This is a genomic window from Ruegeria atlantica, from assembly GCF_001458195.1.
GTDB classification, from domain to species: domain Bacteria; phylum Pseudomonadota; class Alphaproteobacteria; order Rhodobacterales; family Rhodobacteraceae; genus Ruegeria; species Ruegeria atlantica.
This window is the reverse complement of sequence record NZ_CYPU01000010.1, coordinates 33,268-56,116: the sequence shown is the minus strand read 5'-3', so window position 1 is coordinate 56,116 and position 22,849 is coordinate 33,268. Positions and strand designations below refer to the sequence as shown.

Genomic DNA, 22,849 nt, shown 5'->3' with positions numbered 1-22,849 from the left:
CTAGCGATCTTTCCTGGTTGAAGTGGTTGTAAACGGAGGAATGGACGGAGGCGAATTTCTGCAAACTTCGCATACGCCTGAAACGCAGCATGATGTCCACGGCAACGCAACATGACGGTTGGTGACCATCAATGAGCCCCCTTTAATCAAAAACCCGGTTCCGGTGAACTGAAATTCCGCAGGTTCGCCGGTCCCGTCCGGTTCGATCCAAGGCTGGCCAAACGGGGTTTTCAGGTTTTCTCCGTTCGGCCCCAGCACGTGCCGCAAAATCTTACCGCTTTCCACGTGGCGCAGCCCATAAGCCCCCTGAAGGAAAGCGACGGATCGAATGGAGGCAGCGATCACCCGCGTGGGTGCCCCCGCCCGTTGCTCCAAGGTTCCAAGACGCTGCTCGGTCGACAAAACCTGATTCTCAAAAGCGTCACGCAACGAAGCCAAGTCATCAGGCGTAAGTGCATCTTCTCGCGTCTGAGCGAGCATAACCGCGACCGCTTCGATCTTGCGGGACTCCTGTTCGATACTATCCGCCAAGCGCCGGTCGTTTTGGTAAAGTAGGTAACCAAACCCCGCGATCACAAGAAGCGTTGCAAGAACTGTAATCCTGAACAGTATCGTGGTCTGAGACGCAAGCCGCCGCCCACTATCGCGCAGGGCACCCGACATCTTTTTGGCGAAAGGTCGACGGCTCGTTCGGGTGTAAGCATATGCGTCACTGAGGATATCTTCGACTGTGTGGTGTGCGGGAAATGAGTGGTCGCACAATCTGTATCGAGACATAGGGCCCTTTTCGCCGAACTCGATCATGTCGCCATGCCTCAGAGACGCCGATGAAGCATTTTGCCCGTTTACCCATACATTGCGCCCTGCTGACGCGGTTATAGTGTAACCGTCGTCAGCCCACTGTAAGGTGGCAATATCGTTGTCATGCGGAGGCAGGTCGTCTTTAGGTCGAAGGCTTAACACCCTGCCATCGTCAACAGAAACAGTTAGGCCTTGATCAACAAGCCAGTTCACGGTTCCGCGCGATGGTCCGGTCAGGCTCTCCAGAAAGGCCCGTACCTCACCTTCACCAGCATGTCCTGAGGGTGTCATGCCACTCGCTTCTGGATTTCGCATTATGACCCCCTTTCCAAACGCGTGAGGGCATTCTACCACGCTGCAACACCAAACCCATGGCTTGGTGCGAATGTACATAAAACGCATTTATACAAACACTTGCGATGTCCGCCCGGATTCAATCAAAAAACATCTATCAGGCCGCAGCTCAAAGAAGGCCGATCCATGATCGGCCCTCTGCTTTGGCATTTTCAAGCCCCGTATCGAGCCAACAGACCGTCTATTTCGACGATACCTTGATCTTACGGCTTGGATCCTGAGGCTCAGTCTTCGGCATTTCGATATGTAGAACGCCTTTGTCGAATGTTGCGGAAATCTTGTCGATTTCCACAGTGTCTGGCAGCGACATGGCTCTGGAAAAACTGCCATAGCTTCTTTCGCTGACACGCAGATCGCCCGTTTCATCATGCGCAATCTTCTTCTGACCGCGCAGGATTAGCCTGCGATCCTTGATTTCAATTTCCACATCATCCTCTTCGAGCCCTGGCAATTCAGCCGTCAAGGCAATCGCAGAATCCGTTTCTTGGACATCGATTGCCGGTGAAATCGCACCTGTCATGTCAAGAGACGGAAAACCCGTGCGTTGCGCAGCCGTTTCCATTGGTAGGAAAGGTGGTCCTCCCCCGAAAAAACGCGACATCAGAGTTTCCATTTCACGCCGAAAGTTGTCGGAGAGCGGATGCGTTCCAGTGAAAAGTTGCGGGGACTTTTTGTCTTCTAGCATTTTTGAGCCTCCTCCTTTGGTCTGATTTCACGCGCGCAACATTATGACAGGAAAAGCGGTCAAGGACCTTGATCTTGCGCAAGCATGCAACCTCAGCATCAGCCAGACCGAACGCAGCGGCTGAACGAACAGAAACGGGAACCGTTGTCCAACAAACCTGCCACGTCGTGGTGGAGTTACCACCATTCTCAGTAGTCTTGATCGGAACCCCAGGTCAGCTTAGCGTTATGAAGTCCTTGCACAGCAGAACCGCGCCGGTGTTAGCATAGATTTCGGGCTCGTGGCGCTTGATCCACGCCAAAAGCGTTGGCGTCTGTGAAGGCCATGGTTTTTGCAGGCAGATCTCGTGAAACCGGTCGCCATGTGCGGCTGCCAGTTCTGACGCCAGATCTGCCGCCCGGCTGTCCAGAGACTGAATGCCCACCAGCGGCCCGTCGGATTTGTCCCGCAAATACAATCCATTGCCATGTCCCGCACAGCCAATGACCGCGATATCTGCAGCATCAAAACCAGCCGTGGCCACACATCCGCTGATCGCCTCGCCTACATTCGCCCAAAGCTCGTTCAGGTCCCGCTCGACCCGTCCCGGCTCTCAGGCATGCGTCTCGCTCATTCTCCGTTGGATCGCCTTTCCAGCCTACCCCTGTAAGAGTGTGAGCGAGACACCCCACTTACTCTTAATAGCGCTCAGAAATACCCGATAGGTAGATTGCCTAACCATAGACTCATAGAACTTGTGTTATGCGAACAGGGCCGCCTTCGCGTGTGGCAACTCCAGCAGGTATCGCCCTCCGGCACCAGAAACCATCATCCCGATGGAACACAGGCCGATCATGCACTAACAATCACGTTGGACCCGTCAGATAGGGCTGCTCACACTCTCAAACAAATCGAACGTTTGAAGTGCATCTCTGTCGAACTTTTCCCGCAATTGTCCGGAGTTCAGTGGGAATACGAATGGGGCGGCTTTGTTGCATTGACGAGAGATCATTATCCACACCTGCATGAACTCACTCCGGGGGTTATGACAGGTCTGGGATACAATGGGCGCGGCGTTGCCATCGCCACGGCAATGGGGCGCGCCCTCGCCAAATGGGCGACAGGAACCAAAGCGGACGAGCTGGAATTTCCGGTCACCCCCCTCAAACCACTCCCCTTCTCGTTCGCGAAAGAAACTCTTGTCGAAGCAGAAATCCTACGCCTTAAAATCTTGGACAAGTTGGGTCTTTAGTGAGCTGGCAAGCAACGCCGACTAGCGGTTTTTGGAGAAGAAGCGATAGGTCAACGCGATAGCCGCCAAAGAGAGACCTGAGCCGTATCCGATCCAAACGCCGTTGGGGCCGAACCCAATCAAAAAGCCCAGCGCATATCCAAGCGGCAAAGCAAAGACCCAATACGCAATCAGGGTAATGGCAACAGGAACGTGATTGTCCATCATGCCCCGAAAAGCGCCCAGCATTGTCCCCTGCACGCTATCTGCAATCTGCATTGCAGCAATCACAAGGAACATCGATATCGCGAGAGAAACAACTCTTGGATCATCTGAAAGGCTATTGGCCAAAGGAGCGCGGCCTATCAAAATAACAGTAACGACAACGGCCATCCAACCAACAACAACCAATAGCGACGCCAACACAATCGGCTTGAGCCGTTCTGTTTCATCCGCACCAATTGCCTGAGCTACACGTATCGAAATCGCAATCGAAACACCCAAGGGCACCATGTAAATGACGTCGCTGACCGCGGAAACGATTTGATGCGCGGCAAGCGCGGCGGCGCTGAACCATCCAAGCATAAGGCCGGCAACAGCGTAAGCGGCCCCCTCCCCCAGGTAACCAACGGAAATAATGAACCCTTCTTTGATCTGCGCTTTAACCTCGGACCAATCAAAACCTGCGGCCTTTAGGAAACCCTTCTTCTTTCTCCACGCGCGCAAAATCACGAATGCCACAATTAACGGCACCATCTGAGACAACAGACTAGCGATCCCGGCGCCGACGAGACCCAGACCCGGCCAGCCAGCAACTCCGTGGATCAAAGCATAGTTCGAAGGGATATTGAAACCGACGGAAAGGAACGCGAGGCCCACCCCAATCCACGGGCGATTCATGGCGTCAAACAGGGCTTTCAAAGCATAAAAAATCGTGAAGGGCACCAAAAGGAGGCTCATCGCAATCCAGTAGCCGCCAATCAGACTGACCACTTCGGGCGGCTGCCCAATCCAGGAAAGGGCAGGTTTTAGGCAGATCATTACAGCAGCCCCAACGACTCCAACGACCAGCGAAACGACAAGCCCAGCGCTTGTTGCCGATGCAAGCCCTCGTTCACTCGTTTTCCCAAAGGCTTCAGCCATCCGCACACCAATTGCGGAAACAAAGCCGTAGAGCGCTGAATAAAAGATGATCAGCACCGAGGCTGTGATCGAGACCGCCGCCAAAGGAAGTGTTCCCAACGGGGCCACCATCACGGTGTCAACGACGCCAATCAAAGCAGCTGCAGCAAGAGAGATAACTATCGGAAGAGCAAGGCGCGCAAGGTAACGCGCCTCTTTCAAGATCGCGCTCCAAGATGGTCGAGGCTGCTGCGATAACCGCACGGGCGTCATATTGTTGGGCCTTTCAGTCGTAATTGACTAAGCCGTATCCCCAAGTAATTTCGGGACCAGGCGAACAAGGCAACCCCAGGCAGCCTGTTCCGCCTGCTTTCGGCTCAGGCCTTGAGGAGCGAGATGCAATCGTTGCCAATAGCCATCCGTCAACGTCTCCATCCATTCCGCCATTTGATCTGGTGAAGCAACCTCATCGTCGGGCAACAATTCGTTCCAGATTACACGCAGGGTCTCTCTTCGACGTGTTTCGAAATGTTCGGCAACTTCATCGTACTGCAGTTGAAATCGAAGCTCGCCCCAAAATGCATACCAAAGCGGCAAGACATCCGGACCACATGCATCAGGGTGGAAATCAGCTTTTATCAGAGCCCTTAATTTTTCGGCTGGCTTATCCCCTGCTCGCTCTAAAGAAGCTGTCCAGTGGTCTTCGTAGCGCTGGTAAAGGTCGCGCAAAGCTTCGGTCAGAAGACCAAGCTTTGACTTGAAGTAAAACGCCGCAACACCCTGAGAAAGCTCAGCTTCAGACGCGACCGTTGCGAGCGTCGTTTTTGCCAACCCATGAGCCAATATAGAGCGACAAGCCGCGTCCAACAGCTGCCGGCGACGACGATCTGCGTTCTCCTTCCGCTCTTTGCGGGGACGTTTACGATCTGCTTCGACCAATTGCCGCTCCTTCTACGAATACAGCCATCTACAGCGCGCAAAAAAGATGCGTCAATAGCTTAGAATTTATTTGAGCGCTCAAATAAACTTTACGAACCCGAACCTGACCTGTAAACGAGAGAGAAAGGGATGGACAAATTTGACGGTTGAGAACAGATACGACGTCATTGTGGCCGGTGCTGGTCACAACGGATTGACTGCCGCCGCCTATTTGGCACGTGCCGGCCTGCGTGTTTTGGTGGTCGAAAAGAACGACTGGATTGGAGGCGCTGCAGTCAGCCGCTCACTGCACGATGGTTGGACGTACTCGAATTGCTCGTATGTTTGCTCTCTTCTGCGGCGCGAGATCGCTCGGGACCTCGAGTTACCGAAATACGGACTTCAGGTTATTCCGTATGAAGGTGGCGCGAGCTTTACACGCGATGGGGATTTCCACCTTGGCGACAACGATTGGCGCCTTTGCTGTCAGGAACAAATGCTGACATGGCTACTCGACGCGGCTTGGGGTTTTGACGTTTCAGTCGTCGACGAAACTCACAGTATCGCTGGACTTTCGCTGCAGGGCCCGACCTCCTACGCAGTTTTGGAGGCCGCCGGGTTAGATGTCAGCCAGCTGAAGCCATTCGATCTTGCTCACGTTGACCATGATCTCATGATTTCGCGGACGGGTTTTACCGGTGATCTGGGCTATGAACTCTGGTGCGACTGGGACAAAGCAGAAGCGCTTTGGGACCGTATTTGGACAGGTGGCGCACATCAGGGATTGCGCGCGATTGGCTACGAAGCCGTAAATTTGGCCCGCATCGAAGCGGGGTTTCTGACCGCAGGCGTGGACTTTCAACCAGTTCATGCAACCGAGCGATTGCATCGGGGACAAACCCCCTTCGAGCTTGGTCTTGGCCGGTTAGTCGACTTCAACAAAGGTCATTTCAATGGTCGGCGAGAGCTGCTGTCCAAGCGAGAAAATCCAAGAAGCCTGCTCATGCGTTTCGACGTCGAAGGATTCAAACCATCGGAAGGGTCATTGATCTACAACCGACGCAAAAAAGAAATTGGGCACATAACGTCCGGAATATGGTCGCCGACCGCCAAACGCAACATCGCGTTGGCACATGTCCGTATGCCGGATGCAGGCCGGTCATCCGGCTTACAGGCGGAAATTTACACTCTGCAAGAAGGCAAATGGGACACCAGGATGGCGCGCCTTACACCTGTCACCAAAGCCTTTTTCGCACCGCCCCGCGCACGTGCCACGCCACCGGCCCGCACCTAAAGGAGAAGCAGACGTGAATACTCCAGGGAATACACCATCCGACGGCGATCTGGTCGCTTGGGATCGCGACCATCACCTGCATCCTTGGGCCGGAACCGAGGGCTTTGGATCCGACGAATACATGCGAGTAAATACAGCGGATGGTATCTACCTTTGGGATGCTGCCGGGAAGCGATATATTGATGGCCCAGGCGGTATGTGGTGCACACAGATCGGATACGGGCGTCAAGAGATGGCTGATACCATTTCCCAACAGGTTATGAAGATGCCTTACGCGTCGCCGTGGTCGTTTACGACTGAACCCGCGGCTATTTTGGCGCGCATGATCGCAGAACGCACACCGGGCGATCTGAACACCGTGCACTTTACTACCGGTGGGTCTACGGCCGTTGATACCGCGCTGCGAACCGCGCTTTTCATGAACAAACGGCTTGGCCGGCCGGAGAAGAGGATCGTGATCGGCCGGGAAAAAGGCTACCACGGATCCACTTTTCTCGCCGCGACTGTCACTGGGAAAGAGCGCTTCGAAACAAGCTTTGAAAAAGCTCAGGATCTGGTGCGTTTCCTTCCAGACGTGAATCCCTACCACCGGCCAGAAGGCATGAGTATTGATGCCTGGTGCGATGCTAAAGTCGCCGATCTTGAGGGCCTGATTGCTGACGTAGGCGCCGACCGCATTGCCGCCTTTATCGCTGAGCCGATTCTGTGTTCCGGCGGTGTTATCGTTCCGCCTCCGGGTTATCACAAGCGCACGCTCGAAATTTGCCGGGCAAACGACATTCTGTACATTTCGGATGAAGTCGTAACCGGCTTTGGCAGGCTGGGCCATTGGTTCGCCTCAGAACACGTCTTTGGCATTGTCCCTGACATTATTACATGCGCAAAAGGTTTAACCTCAGGCTACCTGCCGCTAGGCGCCTGCGTGATCTCGGACTCGGTAATGAAACGCATTGCCGAAGCACCGGGCGACGATGTATTCTACAATGGCTATACATACTCCGGGCACCCGGTGAGTTGCGCGGCTGCAATCAAAAACATCGAAATCATGGAGCGCGAAGATATTCTAGGCCACGTTCAACGCGTCACACCCCACTTCCAGGAACGTCTGCATCGAATAAAAGAGAAATTTCCGATAGTTGGGGATGTGCGCGGTGACGGGCTTCTCGGATGCATAGAATGTCGCCCCGGACTAAACGTCGAGAGCTACGAAGCGCATGTGAAGTTTGGGCAGAAACTAGACGATGCGTGCGAGGAGATAGGATTGCTTTTGCGCCCATTTGGAAACATGGCCGTATTCTCACCCCCCCTTATCATAACTCCGTCGCAGATAGACGAAATGTTCGACATCATGGAGGCTGGTATGGCGCAGGTCAGCAAGGACTACGAAGCATAACAGTCAACGCACCAAGACAAGAAGCCAGTCAGATCAGGCCGGTTTCCGACCACGGATGTGATGTGGGCAATGCTCTCCGGTTTTTAGTACGGGCTGCATAGCGTCCCAGATCTCGATTTGATGTTCGATAAACTCCGCACCATGCCGGGTTTCCCAGTCGGTTCGGTTTGGCCCAGTCAATTCTTCAAGCTCTGCAGCAGATACCTGAGCATACCAAGGGTTGCGGTTGACCAACTCTACGTCTTCAAAGCCCGCCAACTCCATAGCAGCGCGGTACTTAGAGGGCGACGCCATCTGAAACTCCAAGGCTTCCATCTTCACGTAGTGCGCCATCTCGGGTGACATCTCTCCGTCGTGATTGGTCAACCAGTCAGAAGCCGCGAAATGACCACCCGGTTTAAGCACGCGACACGCTTCCGCGGCCATCGCTACTTTGTCGGGGATATGAATGATCGAGTCTTTGGAAAACACAACGTCAAAAGTACCATCTGCGAATGGCATTGGGCCTGGGGTGACCTCTATGATTTCGATCTTTCCTTCCAGACCTGTCCGCCTAACTCGGTCTCTCGCAGCTGCGCATACTGGGGCCTCTACATCGATGCCGGTCACATTGGCAGCGCCGAGATCCTGTGCCAGCAACACCGCGATGGCCCCAGAACCACAGCCGATATCGAGGATATGCTTTTCCCTCAGATCAATCCCCTCAACAACTCGAACGACTTCTTCAGGGCCTCCCGGTGAAAGAAACCCCTCCCCCCAAAGCTCCTCCAGAAAGTTGATCACCTGTCGATCATATAGGATTTCGTCTGACATAGGATTTCCCCGCATCTGATTGTCAGTCAATCACTGTAGTGAAGCCTTTTCTCCCTGTTCAGACAAGCTTTATTGCGAAGTCGAAGGTCAGCGATATGATTTTAATTGAATGATCATTCAGTCAATAGACACTAATCATATTGAGTGATATTTGGAAGACAGAACGCTAAGATAGGAATTTCTCGCCATGGACGACACCCTTCCGACGCATGTCCAAACCGTGATCATTGGCGGGGGATCTATCGGCGCGAATACGGCCTACCACCTGACCGAGCTCGGCCATAGCGATGTTGTGGTTCTGGAACAGGGGCAACTGACATCAGGAACCACTTGGCACGCCGCAGGTCTGATTGTAGCCGGCCTTCTCAAGTCGGAAGCTGAGTGCGCCATCTACACGCATGGTAGAGACCTTTATGCGAACCTAGAGAAGGAAACCGGTATATCCACAGGTTGCCGCCAATCGATGTCACGGGCATCAACGTCAATCGCTTCTCCCGTGAAATGGCGACACCGGCTTTTCGACGCGACAGAACACCTGAATTGTGGGAAAGCTCTTTGGTCAGCATTACCACAATGAGAACTACAAGACGGCCAGGAACGTTAAGCGTTCAGTGCTATATGACCGCCTCAAACAGGCCGGAGCCTTTTTCGGCGAAGGAAATGGATGGGAACAACCTGATTGGTTTGCCCCGGCGCCCGAACAAGCCAAGGTCGAGAAATACAGTTGGTATCGCCAAAATTGGTTTGATTAGCACGCTGAAGAACATAAGGCAGCACGAGATGATGTCATCGTAATGGACATGACATCAATGGCGTGTTTCAGTGTAGAAGGCCCGGACGCATGCGCACTCCTCTCTCGCCTTTCTTGCAATGACGTTGATGTTGAACCCGGTCGCGTCGTCTACACGGCCTGGGTAAATGAACGAGGTGGATTTGAGGCTGACCTTACAGTTACCCGATTATCCGATCAGAAATACTGGGTCATCGTGGGTGAAAACTCGGCGGGTCACACCGAAATGCGCATGCGACGGCACATTCTGGACGATGAGAACGTTGTTATCACAGACATCACCGCAGGACGCTGCCAGATCAACGTTCATGGTCCAAAGTCACGCGAACTTTTGAGCAGAATATCTGGTGCTGATTTGTCCGATGAAGGTTTTCCCTTCATGACTGCTCGAGAAATCGACATCGGGTACGCCGTAGTTATGGCCTATCGCGTGACCTTTATCGGCGAACTAGGCTGGGAGCTTCACGTGCCTGCCACTCAGGCAGTACAGACCTACGATCTGATAATGGAGGCAGGTCGTGATTTGGGCGTTCGCAATGCCGGAATGCAGACCCTTAACTCCCTGCGGCTCGAGAAAGCCTATCTTGATTTCGGAATTGATGTGGACAACACAGGCAACCCGATTGAGGCCGGTCTTGGCTTTGCCGTTAAATTGGACAAACCCGGTGGCTTCATCGGCAGGGAAGCACTAGCCGCGATCAAAGCAAAAGGCACGCCCAAGAACCGAATGTTGCAGTTCCTGCTCAAAGACCCAGAGCCTCTCATGTACGGCAACGAGATGATTTACCTAAACGGCAAAGAAGTCGGATATATCCAAGTCGGTGGATATGGGCACACTCTCGGCGCTGCGGTCGGTATTGGTTTTGCAGAGATTGGTGAACCGTTGACTGCTGACGTAGTCGTAACGGGGCAATGGCAGATCGAAATTGCCGACGAGAAATACGATGCGATCGCCTCATTAAAGCCGCTTTATGACCCCGGCATGCTCAAGATAAAGTGCTGATGCATTATTGTTCGGTGCTGTATTTCAAACCGGAAAATGTTTTGGGAAAAACCGCGCCAGCGAAAGCATGCAAACATCCCTGAATTCCCGACGATCAGCCACTTTGGGATACAACATCAAGCTGAGCCAGGCCCCATCAGACATCGCCTCTACAGCCCGGGCTGTTTTTTCCGGATCGAGATCGTCGTAACCACCATCGACGATCAATTCACCACACAGCTGCAGAATTCGATCGTATCTTTCGTTGTCATATTTATTATGTATTTTTAAGTAATTAGGGCGATACTTCGCTTGACCCCAGAAAGCAAACCAGACAGCCAAGCGCTTGTGGGTGCAGATGCTTTTGTCAAAATCTGCTCGAATGATGGCAGCCAGCCTATGTGCGGCTGTAGGTTCCGCGGCTTCATAAGATTTTAGCCAATTCTCATAGTGTTCTTGCGCAAGGAAACCCAGCGCAGCGTCATACAGTGCTTCCTTGCTGTCGAAGTGATAGTTCACAACGCCATGGGACAGATTGGCAGTTTCGGTTACATGTTTAAGCGTCGTGTCAGAAAAGCCGCGCTTCGAGATCGAGTCTATGGCAGCCATAATCAACTGCAAGCGACGAACTTCAGGAGGTTCGGTGCGTCGTTTTTTCTGAAGCTCATACGTCTCCAATTTAACTCTCCTCTCGTTCGGCCATCTGCCTGTCCAGCAAATCCGCCCTTTGTTGCCGGAACATAACGATAGCTGCGATAGCGACACAAATGGTGATCACAAGGATCATGATAGTCGCCAGTGCATTAATATCCGGCCTGAGGCCTAGTCGAATGCGCGAAAAGATCAAAATTGGCAAGGTATTTGCACCTGGGCCAGTAACAAAACTTGCTATGACCAGGTCATCGAGAGACAGAGTAAACGCCAATAGCCAGCCGGAGATAAGGGCTGGCGTCAGCTGTGGGATCGTGATGGCAGTCAGAACTTTGAACGGTTTTGCTCCAAGATCGGCGGCAGCTTCTTCCAAAGTTTGCCCCACGCCGGTTAAACGCGCCTGAATTGTCACCGCCACGTAAGCCATTGAAAAGGTAATATGCGCGATCGTAATCGTCGCAAAACCACGTTCTGCTGGCCATCCGATCAGTTGGTTCAGGGAGATAAAGAAAACCAACAAGGACAATCCGGTTATCACCTCGGGCATCACCAAAGGAGCGACCAACATTCCACCAAACAACGTCCGCCCCTTGAACCGCCCAAAGCGCACCATAGCCAGTCCCGCCAAGGTGCCGAGCGCTGTCGCAAAAGTCGCGTTCACAACAGCAATCTGAAGACTGAGTGAAACAGCACTCCAGACTTCGGCAGATTGGAAGAGCTCTTTGTACCAACGCAGGGACCAACCTCCCCATACAGGTACGAGTTTGGAGTAGTTGAACGAGTAAATGACCAACAGGACCATCGGGATGTAAAAGAATGCCAATCCCAAGGTCAGCATGATGGTCAAAAAGCGGGAGCGTTTGGCGTACATTTATTGCTCCTCCGATGCTTTGCCTTGGTAGTGCTGGAACACCATGATGGGCAGCACCAGAATGATAAGCAGAACAATCGCCACTGCCGCAGCGACCGGCCAATCACTGTTTCTAGAGAACTCATTGTAAAGAACCCGACCAATCATCTGCACGTTCCCGCCCCCCAACAGGTCCGGGATAACGTACTCCCCGGTCGCAGGGATGAAGACCAACAACGAACCAGCGACAATACCGGGCATCGTCAACGGCAAAGTAACTTTGAAAAACGTGTTCGTTGGCCGGGACCCAAGATCGGCAGCCGCTTCGTTCAGGCTGTTGTCCAACTTCTCCATATTCGCGTAGAGCGGCAGGATCATGAACGGCATATAGGTATAGACGATCCCGATATAGACGGCGAATTCCGTGTACAGCATGCGGATTGGCTCGTCGACTATACCCAGCGCCATCAGAAGATTGTTGATCGTGCCTTGATCCGCAAGCAACCCCATCCACGAATAGACCCGCAACAGGAACGACGTCCAAAACGGAAGAATTATTGCAAACAACAATAGCGGTTTTGCAACTGGCCCCGATCGTACAATTGCGTAGGCGATGGGGTAACCAAACAAGAGGCACAAGAACGTGGAGGTCGCTGAAATCTTGAGAGAATTGAGGTAAGTGTCAAAGTATAGGCTGTCTTCCCAGATGTAGACAAAATTGTCGAACACCAGACGGATCGTCATGATCCCGTCGCCCGTCCACTCAATCAAACTGGTGAATGGAGGGCTTGCAATCGCCAGTTCGGCCAAGCTTATTTTGGCGACAATAAAGAACGGCGCTAGGAAGAAAACGAGCAGCCAGAGGAACGGCACAACGGTAACGATCTGTCGCCAACTGTTTTGTATACGCCGCATGAATTGGCGTGATATCGGCAGTTGTTTAACCGGAAGCGGTTCAGGCATATCCTCCGTGAAATCTGTCATGAGTGGAGCAACATGGCGCTAGACGGATCCCAGCTGATTTTCACCTTGTCTTCCCAAGTTAATCTCTGTGTGGCGTGCGTCGGACGAGATTGGTTGGGCATAGTGACGTCGAAGACTTCGTCATTGGGAAGCCTTACCTTGTAGATCGATGTTTCCCCCAAATACCCAACGTCGTCGATGATTGCCGATGTCTGGTTAGGGCCTTCAGCAACCTCATCCGATTTCTCCAGTCGAATTTTCTCCGGCCTCAGCGCAACCCAAATTTTGCTGCCAACCTTCACCGAATGACCGTGATCAACAAAAACTTCGCAGAACTCGGTCTCAACCCGAACATGGTCCGCCCCGTCCTCGGTCACCCTGCCCTCAAAAATATTTGCTGACCCTATGAAGTCAGCGACAAAGCGGGATTCAGGGAACTCATATATCTCTGTTGGCGTTCCAATCTGTTTGAACCGACCCGCGTCCATGACAGCCATTCTCGAGGACAAGGTCATTGCTTCTTCCTGATCGTGGGTCACAACGATAAACGTGACACCGACCTTGTCCTGAATGTTTGCGAGCTCAAACTGCGTTTGCTTACGCAGTTTTTTGTCAAGTGCAGCCAAAGGTTCATCCAAGAGCAGCAGTTTGGGACGTTTTACTAAGGCCCGCGCCAACGCGACCCGCTGACGTTGTCCGCCAGACAATTGCTTGGGTTTTCTCTTTTTGAAGTCTTCCAGTTCAACGAGCTTGAGGATGTCGTGAACCCTGTCCGCTAAATCGAACTTGGGGACATGGTCCTGCTCCAACCCGAATGCCACATTTTTTTCGACGGTCATATGCGGGAACAACGCATAGCTTTGGAACATCATGTTAGTAGGGCGTTCGTAGGCTGGCACATCGGCCATATCAACACCGTCGATCGTAATTGTGCCCGCATTCAAATCCTCAAACCCTGCAAGCATTCTCAGCAGAGTCGACTTTCCGCATCCCGATCCACCCAGAAGGCAGAATAGCTCTCCTTTGTAGATGTCCAGATCGACGTTATCGACGGCGGTCACTTCACCGTATTTCTTGGTTACACCTCTGATTTGAACTAGGGGTTGTTGCTCTTTTTGCTCGAGCCAAGGTGCTGCACTGACAGTTGTGGAAACGGTCAATTTGGGCCTCGCAGTCTACCAGTGTGGATTGGAGGGTGCAGTAGCAATCCGATGGGAACCGCTACTGCACTTACTAGTGTGAGTGGATCAATTACTGGCCTTGAAGTCAGTCCAGGTGCGCGTCTGCAACCGCTCGACCTTGGGAGGAAGAACGGCAGTCGTATACATCTTGGCAACCTGATCCGATGTTGGGAAAGCGGCCGGGCTGGACGTGACGGCTTCATCAACCATTGGTTTGGCCGTCAGGTTGGCAGTCGCATACCAAGTGAAGTTACTATCACTGGCTCCAACCTCGGGTCGCATCATGTAGTTGAGGAAAAGATGTGCGTCTTCCTTGTTGGCAGCGTCTTGCGGGATCAGCCAGCCATCAATCCACAGCTGCGCTGTGCGATCACCTTCGGGCAAAAAGAAGTCTAGCACGACACCGGTATCGGCTTCAGCTGCACCGGACATCGCAAGAAGACCATCCGGGCCCCAAGTGGTCGAGACACAGAACTCTTTCTGAGGCATCCGCTGATATGCATAGTTATCGAAGGTTTTGATGTACGGCCTAATTTCCGCCAGCATCTCCCCAACTTTCTCATAGTCTTCCTTGTTTGTGGAGTTCGCATCCAAACCCATATGCGCCAAAGCCATTGGAATTATGTCGCCCGGAGAATCCAAGAACGAAACGCCACACTTGGCCAGCTCTTTCATGTGCACAGGGTCGAACACCATATCCATCGAACCGATGGGGGCGTCAGGATAAGTCTCTTTCACCAATTCTTCGTTGTATGTGACCCCGTGCGTTCCCCACATATACGGAATGAAGTGCTGGTTGCCTGGATCCCACTCGCTGGCCAGCTGTTCCAAAATGGCCGGATCAATGTGCTTAATGTTATCGAGCTTCGACATATCAAGCGGAGCGACGATACCCGCCTTAATCAGTCGAGCCGTATCACTGCCGGCATGACTAACCACGTCATATCCGCTGTTTCCTGCCAGCAGCTTGGCATCAATTGCTTCGGCAGAGTCATACGGATCATAAATGACCTTGATGCCGTATTCTTTTTCGAAGTTCGAAATTGTGTCTTCAGCGATGTACTCTCCCCAATTCGTAACCTTCAACACACGCTCTTGCGCGAATGCCGATCCCGAAATTGCAGTAGCCGTTACTGCTAAAACTGTAATCCCCGCAACTTTCCTGATTGAGCTCATGATTTCGCTTCCTCTCCCTGAGTGGTGGCTGCAGCAATTTCGCTTGCCTTGTCTGCTAGACACTATTTCGAATGATCGCGCCCTGCGTCGCGGGCGCGATCATAATGCACCCCATCCTCCTCCAGCCGTCATATTTTTATCTGACTGGTCATTCAGAACGGTAGTCTGATGAAATCTTCGCTGTCAAGCGCGGCCGGGAAGATTTTGATCAAATCCTCGCAAACAGTTAGAGTTGTACAAAACTTATGCAAATACAGTGAAAATGAATATGTCAAACCGACTTTGAGATTTACCTCGAATCCATTTCTGAATGATCATTCAGTCAGAAAGTGTTGACGCACAACCCAAACTGAGTGAAACCTACAGTTACTTGAAGGGTGGCTGATCAAGTTGAACATTCAAGACTGTATGCTTGAACTCGCCTACCCATTTGAAACACTGACTGACCAAGTCAAAATTAAGCGGATTGCACAGATGCGCGACGAAGCCAGAAATACCGAAATTCCCGCCAATTGGGACCGGCGCGGGCTGCCCGGGTGGTGCTACCACAGCGCTGCTCTTCTTGAGCTCGAGAAGAGCGCACTCTTCAAAACTCACTGGCAAATCGCCTGCCATATTTCGGATATTCCGGAACCCGGTAGCTTCCTTTGTTTTGATATGTGCGGAGAACGCGCTCTTATCTTGAAAGCAAACAATTCGGACATCCGCGCGTTTCTAAACGTTTGTCGTCATCGCGGTTCTCGGCTCGTGTCCAAAGAACAAGGAAAATGCGCGAACGCTCTGGTCTGCCCATTTCACGGCTGGGTTTACAATCTTGATGGAACGCTGCGTGGCGCCGCCCGCCCTGAGTCCTTCCCAGATCTAGACAAGCACGAGTTTGGCCTGAAAGAAATCGAAATGGAAATCTGGCAGGGTTTTGTCTTTGTCCGATTCAAGCCCGGCCCCCAGCCATCGGTAGCGGAACTTCTTGCACCGATTGAGGAGGAAATCTCTGCCTACAAAATGGCCGAACATGTTCCGACGGACGGGATATGGACGGAGGAAACTCCGGTAAACTGGAAATCAATCAGAGATGTCGACAACGAAGGATATCATGTCCCACTCGCGCACCCTGCCCTTCAGGACTTATATGGCTCGACTTATGCAGACGAACCATATGTCGATGGCATCTCACGCTCCGATGGAAAATTCACTCCGACGAAGGGCCGTAGGTGGGCCGTTCGCAATTACAAAAAATTCACAAAGCCACAGCCTCACCTACCTGAGCATTTGCACAAAACTTGGCTCTACTACGGCATTTTTCCGAATGCAGTAATAGCGGTCACGCCTGAGACAACCCTGTTTTATCAGGAATTTCCAGTCACAACAGAAAAGTCCATCCTTCGAAGCGCAACATACCGAAACCCAAACGAAGACCGCCAACAAAAAGCGGCACGGTACCTTGCCGCTCGGATTGATCGAGAAACAGTGGAAGAAGATATTCAACTGACGATATGGTCAAACGAAGCCATGGCCTCAGAGGCTTTTGAGGGATTCTATCTTTCTGATCTTGAGTACGGCGTACGCTCCCATCACGACCATTTGAGGAAAATACTACCCATCTATAACTCTGAAGTAACGCCCGGAGAGGATGAAGTTGCCTCGTTGAATGACGCATTGTCCACTGAGCCGAAATCGTGACTAAAGGTATTTTCAAAACTTCGGAAGCAGAAACTCAAAGGCAGTTCCTGACAACGACGATCGGAACGCCTGGTTCTGGCGCCATAAGGTACGCCGCAGCCATGTATTTTTTTAAGATCGGCAAGCTTTCTGCGGAGATGCTTGAAGTATACCGAACATGCAGCAAGTTTGACGCAGAAGATCCGCTCGATCTAGCTGGGTACGAGGGCATTTCATTTCCAGAATTTGTTTGCAATTTAAGCTCAAGCGCCGACGCATGACTGCTTCTGCGCAAATGACAGAATTCTTGGACAATTCAGAACCCTGTAAGGTCTCAAGAAACCTAAGAAGCGGAAGCTCACTCCGGAAATTGTCTCTCAGGTCACTTTATTTTTTTTGTTGGAGCGGAATCATTGAGTGCTCATGACTTTGACGTCGTTGTCGTTGGTGCCGGAGCTGCGGGAATCGCGGCTACTCGCGCCCTCAAATCGGCAGGTCTAGCGGTAGTTTGCGTTGAGGCATCTAACCGCGTTGGAGGGCGTACACACACGGATACGGAAATCTTTGGTGTTCCGTTCGACATGGGTGCGCATTGGATGCACACCGAACATGTAAACGCTCTGAAAGCTCCAGGCCTCGCACTTGGCCTAGATCTCTATGCGGCCCCTGACAACGCGACGACATTTGGCTTGGAGGATGACGCCGTTCTTTGGGACGAAGTCGATGAAATACATGGCGCGATAAATGAGGCGGCGCGCATCGATGCAGAAATTGAAGCGAGCACCGGTAGTCCAACAGACCGGTCCTTGGCAGACATTTGGCAGAACAAAGGGCGTTGGTCATTTACGGCAGCTATGACATTCGCGTTGTCAATTGCCAGAGATTTGCCGGATACATCGCTGCGAGATATCAGTGCATGGGAGGGCGGAGACGATTGGTTTTGCCGAGAAGGCTTTGGACATCTCATCGCTTGCACTGCACAGGGGCTGCCAATAAAACTGGCCACTCCGGTCACAGAAATAAAATCTCTCACGGATGGCGTGCAGATAACAACGGCTACTGGCAAGATCAAAGCTCGAACCGTAGTTGTAACAGTTTCCGTCGGCGTCCTAGCCGAAGACATCATCCACTTTGATCCCCCGCTAGAATCCGACCGACGCTCTGCGCTCGAGCTCATCACTATGGGAGACTACAATCACGCTGGCCTCCTTTTCCGCCCCGGAGCATTGCCAGTGCAACCCGATACTTGGCTGACATACCACTTAGAACCCGACGCCAATGGGATAGCCCGCGGAGGCGGTTTTCTTTGCAACATCTCAAACACCGGCCTAACCAGCTTTGAAAGCTCTGGAAGCTTTTCCAGGCAATTGCAGGACGCGGGACCTGAAAGCGCCATAGAACACGCGCTCGAAACATTGGTTGGCTTCTTTGGCACGGCAGTCAGAAAAGCCTTCATCAAAGGCCATGCCTCCGCTTGGCGAAATGAACCTTATGTGCGTGGTTCTTACGCTGGAGCCAGCCCAGGAGGCCACGACAAACGCGCTGTCTTATGCAAGTCTCATGCTGAGCGGGTGCACTTCGCCGGTGAAGCGACACATACTAGCCAACAATGCTCGGTCAGCGGAGCCCACCTAGAAGGGCTAAGGGCTGCTGAAGATGTGTTGGCTCAGTTACGCTGAACACTTGGCAATCAACTTGCTCCAGTAAGCGGAACAATCTTAGAATTTCGAATGAACCTTTCACTACAAGTCGCAAGGCCAAGTTCATCTTTCGCGTGCTCCACGGCCAATTCAGTGTAAGCTATCCGGTCACAGACAGATGATAACAAGTTGAAAGTTTGACAGACAATAGTCGGCTATGTTTCAGCGGGGTGACTTGATGGAGACCAAATACTCTCTATCTTGAGCAGTTTTCCTGGATGTCCGCGAAAGAACGCAACCAGACTTTGTGTCGTAAAGCAACCATGTCTGCTTTGCGGACCAAGCCGACCATGCTTACCAAAACCTCCTGCATAAAACGGCAAACTCTGGGACTAGTTTGGGAGTGGCCCGAGGCCACTTAACTTGAAGATTTCCGGCGGCAATCTGGGTCGCTGCCTTAACAACATCAGGTTATCAACGAGCAATGATCCTAGCTAGAATTGCTGCTGAGACAGTTAGTGTCACAATTGAAGAGTTGGATTCCTTGAAAGTTACTACTCTAGATTTCTCACAGCTTGTAATAGCGTGCACTCAAATCGCTTGAGCGATGGCCGTGCTGTCGGACCGTAATCTCCAACTTTGTTCCGCAACTCCGGAAAAATCTCTAAAATCTCGTCCCTTGTGTCCTTTTCCAGCCTGTTGATAACGTGGTGCCCAGGGTGGAAACTCTCCGAAAGTGCATCTTCGGCTAAGATGATCTCGTGTTCTTCAAACAATATGTGAAAATATTCTACTTCGGTCGTAGGGTACTGATAGATCGTATCGCAATTCACAAGGTGCTTTGCTGCTGCAAGAACACATTGTTGACCGAAAAAGAGCTCTGCCCGCCATCCATAAATTAACATGCGATGCTGCGGGGACACCACCAGATCTCTTGACGGTTCGTTCTTGCCCAATGCGCCCGCCCGAATGCAAATCGGCCGTAGTTTTGGATTCAACCTTAGATCAACGGCAGTGAGTTTTCGCGAACCGATCCATCGAATTGGTTGAAAACCGTGATCCATTGTGTGGACCAAATCACCTGGTTGTAGAACCTCAATTGGCCGTTTTTTTGTGTCGGTTTGAATAAGCGTTCCCGATACAAAGCAAGGTATGATGTAATCGCCCCGATCAAGGTCACCTTCCTTGATTGTATTCGGCGGAACGTCCACTACTCCTTCAGGAGTAAAAACCTTCCATTGACCAGAGTTTGGCCCACTACTTGGAACGGTCTGTACCACTATCCAAGTGCTAGTCCCTTCTGTGAATGTGCCATTGAAAGTGCCAATAATAACTCCGTTTTCAAGGATTGGCTCCCCGAACTCGAAGACATGGTTTGCGTTGATGTCGGTGAGAACTCCGTCTGTTGAGTCAGAAGAACCCTGCTTGTAGTTCGAGCTGTTTCCGGCCTCGTCGTAAATAAATGAAGATGTGAAGTCTCAGGACGCCAATTAAACGATCCCTTCCAGCAACATATATTGTTTTTTAATATTATATCCTTTAGCTCTCATATCAAGTTTCCGAAGGCCAGCGAAATTTCTGCTCGGTGATTTGTTTTGTGCCCAACCGCTATTCATACTTCTTTGGGAAGCTGGCGGATCAAACCGGAAGCATACTGCGGCCTTTAAGCTTCAGTCTCGCACCGGCTGCTTCGGACTCACAGCAGTCGTTCGCTGCACTTTGCGTGAACGACTGCTACGCGAGACGAAGCCGCCGTTAGCCGCACCGCAGCGTTCGAAGACCTACCGAGGCACAGCTTGGCGGAAGATGCAGACCCAGTCGAACTGCTGCGATCAGCGGAACTGAGATTTGCTCAGACTTCCTTAGGAGCTTTGCCGATGGTGATAAGCGCGCCCTGTTCAATTCAAAACCAATCACTTAGCTTGAGCAGGCACCACACTGAGGATGAACTATGACGGACAAATTTGACTTCGAAAATAGCTGGCAACCTTCGCAGCGGTATCCAGACCCCTCCGTTGTGACGCTCGATCCGCGCTTCAATAAATACAGGCTGCCGTTGGCCGGCGTAGAACGATTGGCAACTGGTTGTCGCTGGTGTGAAGGCCCAGTCTGGTTCGGTGACGGGCGATATCTGCTATGGAGTGATATTCCGAATAACCGGATTATGCGCTGGGACGAGGTTACCGGACAGTCATCGGCGTTTCGTCAGCCCTCGAATTTTGCCAACGGTCAGACCCGGGACAGGCAAGGTCGCCTGATTACGTGCGAGCACGGTGGACGACGGGTTACGCGCACAGAATATGATGGGTCAATCACTGTGCTAGCCGAGAGCTTTGACGGAAAGCGTCTCAACTCGCCCAATGATGTGATCGTCAAATCAGACGGCAGTGTCTGGTTCACGGATCCACCGTTTGGCATCTCGGGCAACTACGAAGGTCATCGCGCCGAACCAGAGTTAGGCCAGAACGTATACCGACTGGACCCCGACACCGGAAAACTGAAAGTCGTAGCCGATGACATTCTGGGACCAAACGGCTTGGCCTTCAGCCCCGATGAGACCGTGATCTACATTGTTGAATCGCGTGGTGAACCGTCTCGAAAGATACTAGCTTATGACGTGAATACAGATGGTGCCTCGGTCCAGAACAAGCGTGTGCTAATCGATGCAGGTTCTGGCACGCCAGATGGATTCCGCGTGGATGTGGACGGTAATCTCTGGTGCGGTTGGGGCATGGGTGATGCCGAACTAGACGGAGTGATGGTCTTTGCCCCTGATGGAACTCCTATAGGTCGCATCGCTTTGCCCGAACGATGTGCCAATCTCTGTTTTGGCGGCCGTGCCAACAGCCGGCTTTTCATGGCAGCAAGCCATTCTGTGTATGCCCTTTACGTAAACGTCGCTGGTACGGCGGGAGGATAACACTGCTCTCTGGAGGGCTTCCGCGCGATTAAGAAACGGTTTCCCTACTGGGCTCTCAGATCTCCAGACCCCCTTTTTAAGTGACAACTTTGGGGGTGCTGTCAGACGAATTCGAACCAGTCTCTGGTAGGCCAGTGACGCTGTCGTTTATCCCGCGCCAAGTTCGTTCCACTCGGCAAGTGCGGCGGTGCGTGTCAGCTTGAAGGTGTCTCGGCTGGCGAGCGATCTCTCCTGGAAAAATGATTGTAGACGGAAGAATAGACAGCGGCGAATTTCTGTAAACTTCGCATGCGCCGGAAACGTTGCATGGCGCGTTCTCGTCGTCGGAATGGCAGGTGCGAATTCTCAACCCGATTGTTGAGCCACCTGCCCATCTGTTGTTTTTCCAGTGCACCCATTTCTCTGAGCGCAGCCTTGTAGGATGCGAAGCGACCTGTGACGATCTCTTCGGCGCAACCGTGCCGATTCATCAATTTCTTGAGGAATTTCAGTGTTGCAGATTTGTTTCGACGCTTAGTAACGACGGCCTCAAGCACTTCACCTTCGTGATCGACGGCACGCCGGAGATAGTGGCGTTTGCCGTTCACTTTCACGAATACTTCGTCTAAGTGCCACTTCCATTTTGAAAAGGCTCGGAGTTGCTGAACCCGTTTTCTTCGGATCTCTGATGCAAACATCGGGTCGAACCTGTTCCACCAGTATCGGACAGTTTCGTGGCTAACGTCGATACCTCGCTCGTGCAACAAGTCTTCGACATTCCGAAGCGAGAGCGGGAAAAGGATGTACAGCATCACCGCAAGGCGGATGATCTCGGGACTGGTCCTAAAGTATTTGAAAGAGGCAGGATTGGTCATGGGCAAAAGCTACGCAACACCCCTGCCCGCCTCACGACAAGTTCTTCTGACAAGACCCCCCAGGAGGCTTCAAACAATTCGGGAAGGTACGCGACCGATTCGCGCGGCGGGACTTCCTGCAGCCGCGTTGCCGATGACCTCACCGCAGCGCCATAAGATCGCAACTTGTCCGCCATGATCACTTCAGGTTGGCCGTAGCGCTTCATTGATTTTCTGAGTAATTTCAATGCCGCTTTACGGTTACGGCCCTTAGTGACATAGCTTTCCAGCACTTCACCCTCGTGATCAACGGCCCGTCAAAGGTATTGAGTTTCGCCATTAATCTTCACAAAGACCTCATCCACATGCCACTGCCAATTTGAATATGCACGCATTCGACTTGCGCGATTTCTACGGCTCGGCGGCAAACATCGGGCCAAACCGGTTCCACCAGAACCGAACGGTTTCATGACTAATCTCAATGCCAAGCTCATGCAGCGGGTCTTCGACGTTGCGAAGTGACAGTGGAAACCGAACGTACATCATCACCGTCAGGCGGATGATCTCAGGGCTGGTTTTGAAGTAGCGGAAGGGCGAGCGTCTTGTCATCCCGC

The 22,849-nt window shown here is 52.2% G+C and carries 19 protein-coding genes and 5 pseudogenes; 10 read left to right on the top strand and 14 right to left on the bottom strand.

What is annotated here, in order from left to right; translation table 11 throughout:
* The 3 genes and pseudogenes from RUA4292_RS25100 to RUA4292_RS02455 form a co-directional block, all read right to left on the bottom strand.
* Positions 1-91: pseudogene (locus RUA4292_RS25100) on the bottom strand (IS6 family transposase); the annotation flags it as partial.
* Positions 92-1,336: 1,245 nt separating this feature from the next.
* Positions 1,337-1,840: an Hsp20/alpha crystallin family protein gene (locus tag RUA4292_RS02460; protein WP_058276154.1), complete on the bottom strand. Its 504-nt coding sequence runs from the start codon at positions 1,838-1,840 to the stop codon at positions 1,337-1,339.
* 214 nt (positions 1,841-2,054) lie between these two features.
* Positions 2,055-2,417 (bottom strand): annotated as a pseudogene (locus RUA4292_RS02455) (FGGY family carbohydrate kinase); the annotation flags it as partial.
* A gap of 159 nt (positions 2,418-2,576) precedes the next feature.
* On the opposite strand from RUA4292_RS02455, the gene RUA4292_RS02450 reads away from it, so the two are divergent.
* Positions 2,577-3,071, top strand: coding sequence for an FAD-dependent oxidoreductase (locus tag RUA4292_RS02450; protein WP_306346053.1), 495 nt, complete (start codon positions 2,577-2,579; stop codon positions 3,069-3,071).
* Positions 3,072-3,092: 21 nt separating this feature from the next.
* On the opposite strand, the gene RUA4292_RS02445 is transcribed toward RUA4292_RS02450, so the two are convergent.
* The gene (locus RUA4292_RS02445) at positions 3,093-4,394 is read right to left on the bottom strand and encodes an MATE family efflux transporter (RefSeq protein WP_233493310.1); all 1,302 of its coding nucleotides are present in this window, start codon (positions 4,392-4,394) and stop codon (positions 3,093-3,095) included.
* Between the two features lie 78 nt (positions 4,395-4,472).
* The gene (locus tag RUA4292_RS02440) at positions 4,473-5,111 is read right to left on the bottom strand and encodes a TetR family transcriptional regulator C-terminal domain-containing protein (protein ID WP_058276151.1); all 639 of its coding nucleotides are present in this window, start codon (positions 5,109-5,111) and stop codon (positions 4,473-4,475) included.
* Between the two features lie 139 nt (positions 5,112-5,250).
* Here RUA4292_RS02440 and RUA4292_RS02435 point away from each other — a divergent pair, with 139 nt between their 5' ends.
* Both RUA4292_RS02435 and RUA4292_RS02430 read left to right on the top strand, forming a co-directional pair.
* Positions 5,251-6,384, top strand: a complete 1,134-nt coding sequence (locus RUA4292_RS02435; RefSeq protein WP_082636965.1) for an FAD-dependent oxidoreductase — start codon at positions 5,251-5,253, stop codon at positions 6,382-6,384.
* A gap of 13 nt (positions 6,385-6,397) precedes the next feature.
* Positions 6,398-7,777, top strand: coding sequence for an aminotransferase (locus RUA4292_RS02430; RefSeq protein ID WP_058276165.1), 1,380 nt, complete (start codon positions 6,398-6,400; stop codon positions 7,775-7,777).
* A gap of 33 nt (positions 7,778-7,810) precedes the next feature.
* On the opposite strand, the gene RUA4292_RS02425 is transcribed toward RUA4292_RS02430, so the two are convergent.
* Positions 7,811-8,590, bottom strand: coding sequence for a class I SAM-dependent methyltransferase (locus RUA4292_RS02425; protein ID WP_058276150.1), 780 nt, complete (start codon positions 8,588-8,590; stop codon positions 7,811-7,813).
* 187 nt (positions 8,591-8,777) lie between these two features.
* Here RUA4292_RS02425 and RUA4292_RS25095 point away from each other — a divergent pair, with 187 nt between their 5' ends.
* Together RUA4292_RS25095 and RUA4292_RS25090 are read left to right on the top strand one after the other, a co-directional pair.
* Complete coding sequence (locus tag RUA4292_RS25095) at positions 8,778-9,167, top strand: NAD(P)/FAD-dependent oxidoreductase (RefSeq protein ID WP_058276149.1); 390 nt, start codon at positions 8,778-8,780, stop codon at positions 9,165-9,167.
* A gap of 217 nt (positions 9,168-9,384) precedes the next feature.
* Positions 9,385-10,383, top strand: a complete 999-nt coding sequence (locus tag RUA4292_RS25090) for an aminomethyl transferase family protein (RefSeq protein ID WP_058276148.1) — start codon at positions 9,385-9,387, stop codon at positions 10,381-10,383.
* Positions 10,384-10,407: 24 nt separating this feature from the next.
* Here RUA4292_RS25090 and RUA4292_RS02410 read toward each other — a convergent pair whose 3' ends face one another.
* The 5 genes from RUA4292_RS02410 to RUA4292_RS02390 all read right to left on the bottom strand — a co-directional run bounded on the left by RUA4292_RS02410 (position 10,408) and on the right by RUA4292_RS02390 (position 15,183).
* A complete protein-coding gene (locus tag RUA4292_RS02410; protein WP_058276147.1) occupies positions 10,408-11,040 on the bottom strand; it encodes a TetR/AcrR family transcriptional regulator in 633 nt (210 codons plus the stop codon).
* Position 11,041: 1 nt separating this feature from the next.
* Positions 11,042-11,884: an ABC transporter permease subunit gene (locus RUA4292_RS02405; protein ID WP_058276146.1), complete on the bottom strand. Its 843-nt coding sequence runs from the start codon at positions 11,882-11,884 to the stop codon at positions 11,042-11,044.
* Entirely contained in the window at positions 11,885-12,778 is an 894-nt protein-coding gene (locus RUA4292_RS02400) for an ABC transporter permease subunit (RefSeq protein WP_233493311.1), read from the bottom strand.
* A gap of 65 nt (positions 12,779-12,843) precedes the next feature.
* Positions 12,844-13,887 carry an ABC transporter ATP-binding protein gene (locus tag RUA4292_RS02395; protein ID WP_306346052.1) on the bottom strand — a complete coding sequence of 348 codons (1,044 nt, stop codon included), beginning with the start codon at positions 13,885-13,887 and terminating at the stop codon, positions 12,844-12,846.
* 186 nt (positions 13,888-14,073) lie between these two features.
* Positions 14,074-15,183: an extracellular solute-binding protein gene (locus tag RUA4292_RS02390; protein WP_058276144.1), complete on the bottom strand. Its 1,110-nt coding sequence runs from the start codon at positions 15,181-15,183 to the stop codon at positions 14,074-14,076.
* Positions 15,184-15,591: 408 nt separating this feature from the next.
* On the opposite strand from RUA4292_RS02390, the gene RUA4292_RS02385 reads away from it, so the two are divergent.
* The 4 genes and pseudogenes from RUA4292_RS02385 (at position 15,592) to RUA4292_RS02375 (ending at position 18,521) form a co-directional block, all read left to right on the top strand.
* Entirely contained in the window at positions 15,592-16,863 is a 1,272-nt protein-coding gene (locus RUA4292_RS02385; RefSeq protein ID WP_233493308.1) for an aromatic ring-hydroxylating oxygenase subunit alpha, read from the top strand.
* Positions 16,860-17,123, top strand: a complete 264-nt coding sequence (locus RUA4292_RS02380) for a hypothetical protein (protein WP_233493307.1) — start codon at positions 16,860-16,862, stop codon at positions 17,121-17,123. Before RUA4292_RS02385 ends, RUA4292_RS02380 begins: the two co-directional genes overlap by 4 nt.
* Positions 17,124-17,255: 132 nt before the next feature.
* A pseudogene (locus RUA4292_RS25590) lies at positions 17,256-17,483 on the top strand (FAD-dependent oxidoreductase); the annotation flags it as partial.
* A 48-nt stretch (positions 17,484-17,531) separates the two neighbouring features.
* A complete protein-coding gene (locus RUA4292_RS02375) occupies positions 17,532-18,521 on the top strand; it encodes a flavin monoamine oxidase family protein (RefSeq protein WP_370737404.1) in 990 nt (329 codons plus the stop codon).
* Positions 18,522-19,036: 515 nt separating this feature from the next.
* On the opposite strand, the gene RUA4292_RS23810 is transcribed toward RUA4292_RS02375, so the two are convergent.
* Positions 19,037-19,762, bottom strand: coding sequence for a Hint domain-containing protein (locus RUA4292_RS23810; RefSeq protein WP_233493306.1), 726 nt, complete (start codon positions 19,760-19,762; stop codon positions 19,037-19,039).
* 671 nt (positions 19,763-20,433) lie between these two features.
* Between RUA4292_RS23810 and RUA4292_RS02360 the strand changes: the two genes are divergently transcribed.
* Complete coding sequence (locus RUA4292_RS02360; protein ID WP_058276140.1) at positions 20,434-21,402, top strand: SMP-30/gluconolactonase/LRE family protein; 969 nt, start codon at positions 20,434-20,436, stop codon at positions 21,400-21,402.
* A gap of 147 nt (positions 21,403-21,549) precedes the next feature.
* Here RUA4292_RS02360 and RUA4292_RS02355 read toward each other — a convergent pair.
* Both RUA4292_RS02355 and RUA4292_RS23805 read right to left on the bottom strand, forming a co-directional pair.
* Positions 21,550-22,256 (bottom strand): annotated as a pseudogene (locus RUA4292_RS02355) (IS6 family transposase).
* Positions 22,253-22,844: pseudogene (locus RUA4292_RS23805) on the bottom strand (IS6 family transposase). The pseudogenes RUA4292_RS02355 and RUA4292_RS23805 overlap by 4 nt, the downstream one beginning before the upstream one ends.
* Between the last annotated feature and the right edge of the window lie 5 nt (positions 22,845-22,849).

Bases quoted from the DNA above. Each gene is read 5' to 3' on its own strand.
- RUA4292_RS02400 (WP_233493311.1), bottom strand. From the start codon at position 12,778: ATGCGGCGTATACAAAACAGTTGGCGACAGATCGTTACCGTTGTGCCG.
- RUA4292_RS02390 (WP_058276144.1), bottom strand. From the start codon at position 15,183: ATGAGCTCAATCAGGAAAGTTGCGGGGATTACAGTTTTAGCAGTAACG.
- RUA4292_RS02385 (WP_233493308.1), top strand. From the start codon at position 15,592: ATGCTTGAACTCGCCTACCCATTTGAAACACTGACTGACCAAGTCAAA.
- RUA4292_RS02460 (WP_058276154.1), bottom strand. From the start codon at position 1,840: ATGCTAGAAGACAAAAAGTCCCCGCAACTTTTCACTGGAACGCATCCG.
- RUA4292_RS02425 (WP_058276150.1), bottom strand. From the start codon at position 8,590: ATGTCAGACGAAATCCTATATGATCGACAGGTGATCAACTTTCTGGAG.
- RUA4292_RS02405 (WP_058276146.1), bottom strand. From the start codon at position 11,884: ATGTACGCCAAACGCTCCCGCTTTTTGACCATCATGCTGACCTTGGGA.
- RUA4292_RS02360 (WP_058276140.1), top strand. From the start codon at position 20,434: ATGACGGACAAATTTGACTTCGAAAATAGCTGGCAACCTTCGCAGCGG.
- RUA4292_RS25095 (WP_058276149.1), top strand. From the start codon at position 8,778: ATGGACGACACCCTTCCGACGCATGTCCAAACCGTGATCATTGGCGGG.
- RUA4292_RS25090 (WP_058276148.1), top strand. From the start codon at position 9,385: ATGGACATGACATCAATGGCGTGTTTCAGTGTAGAAGGCCCGGACGCA.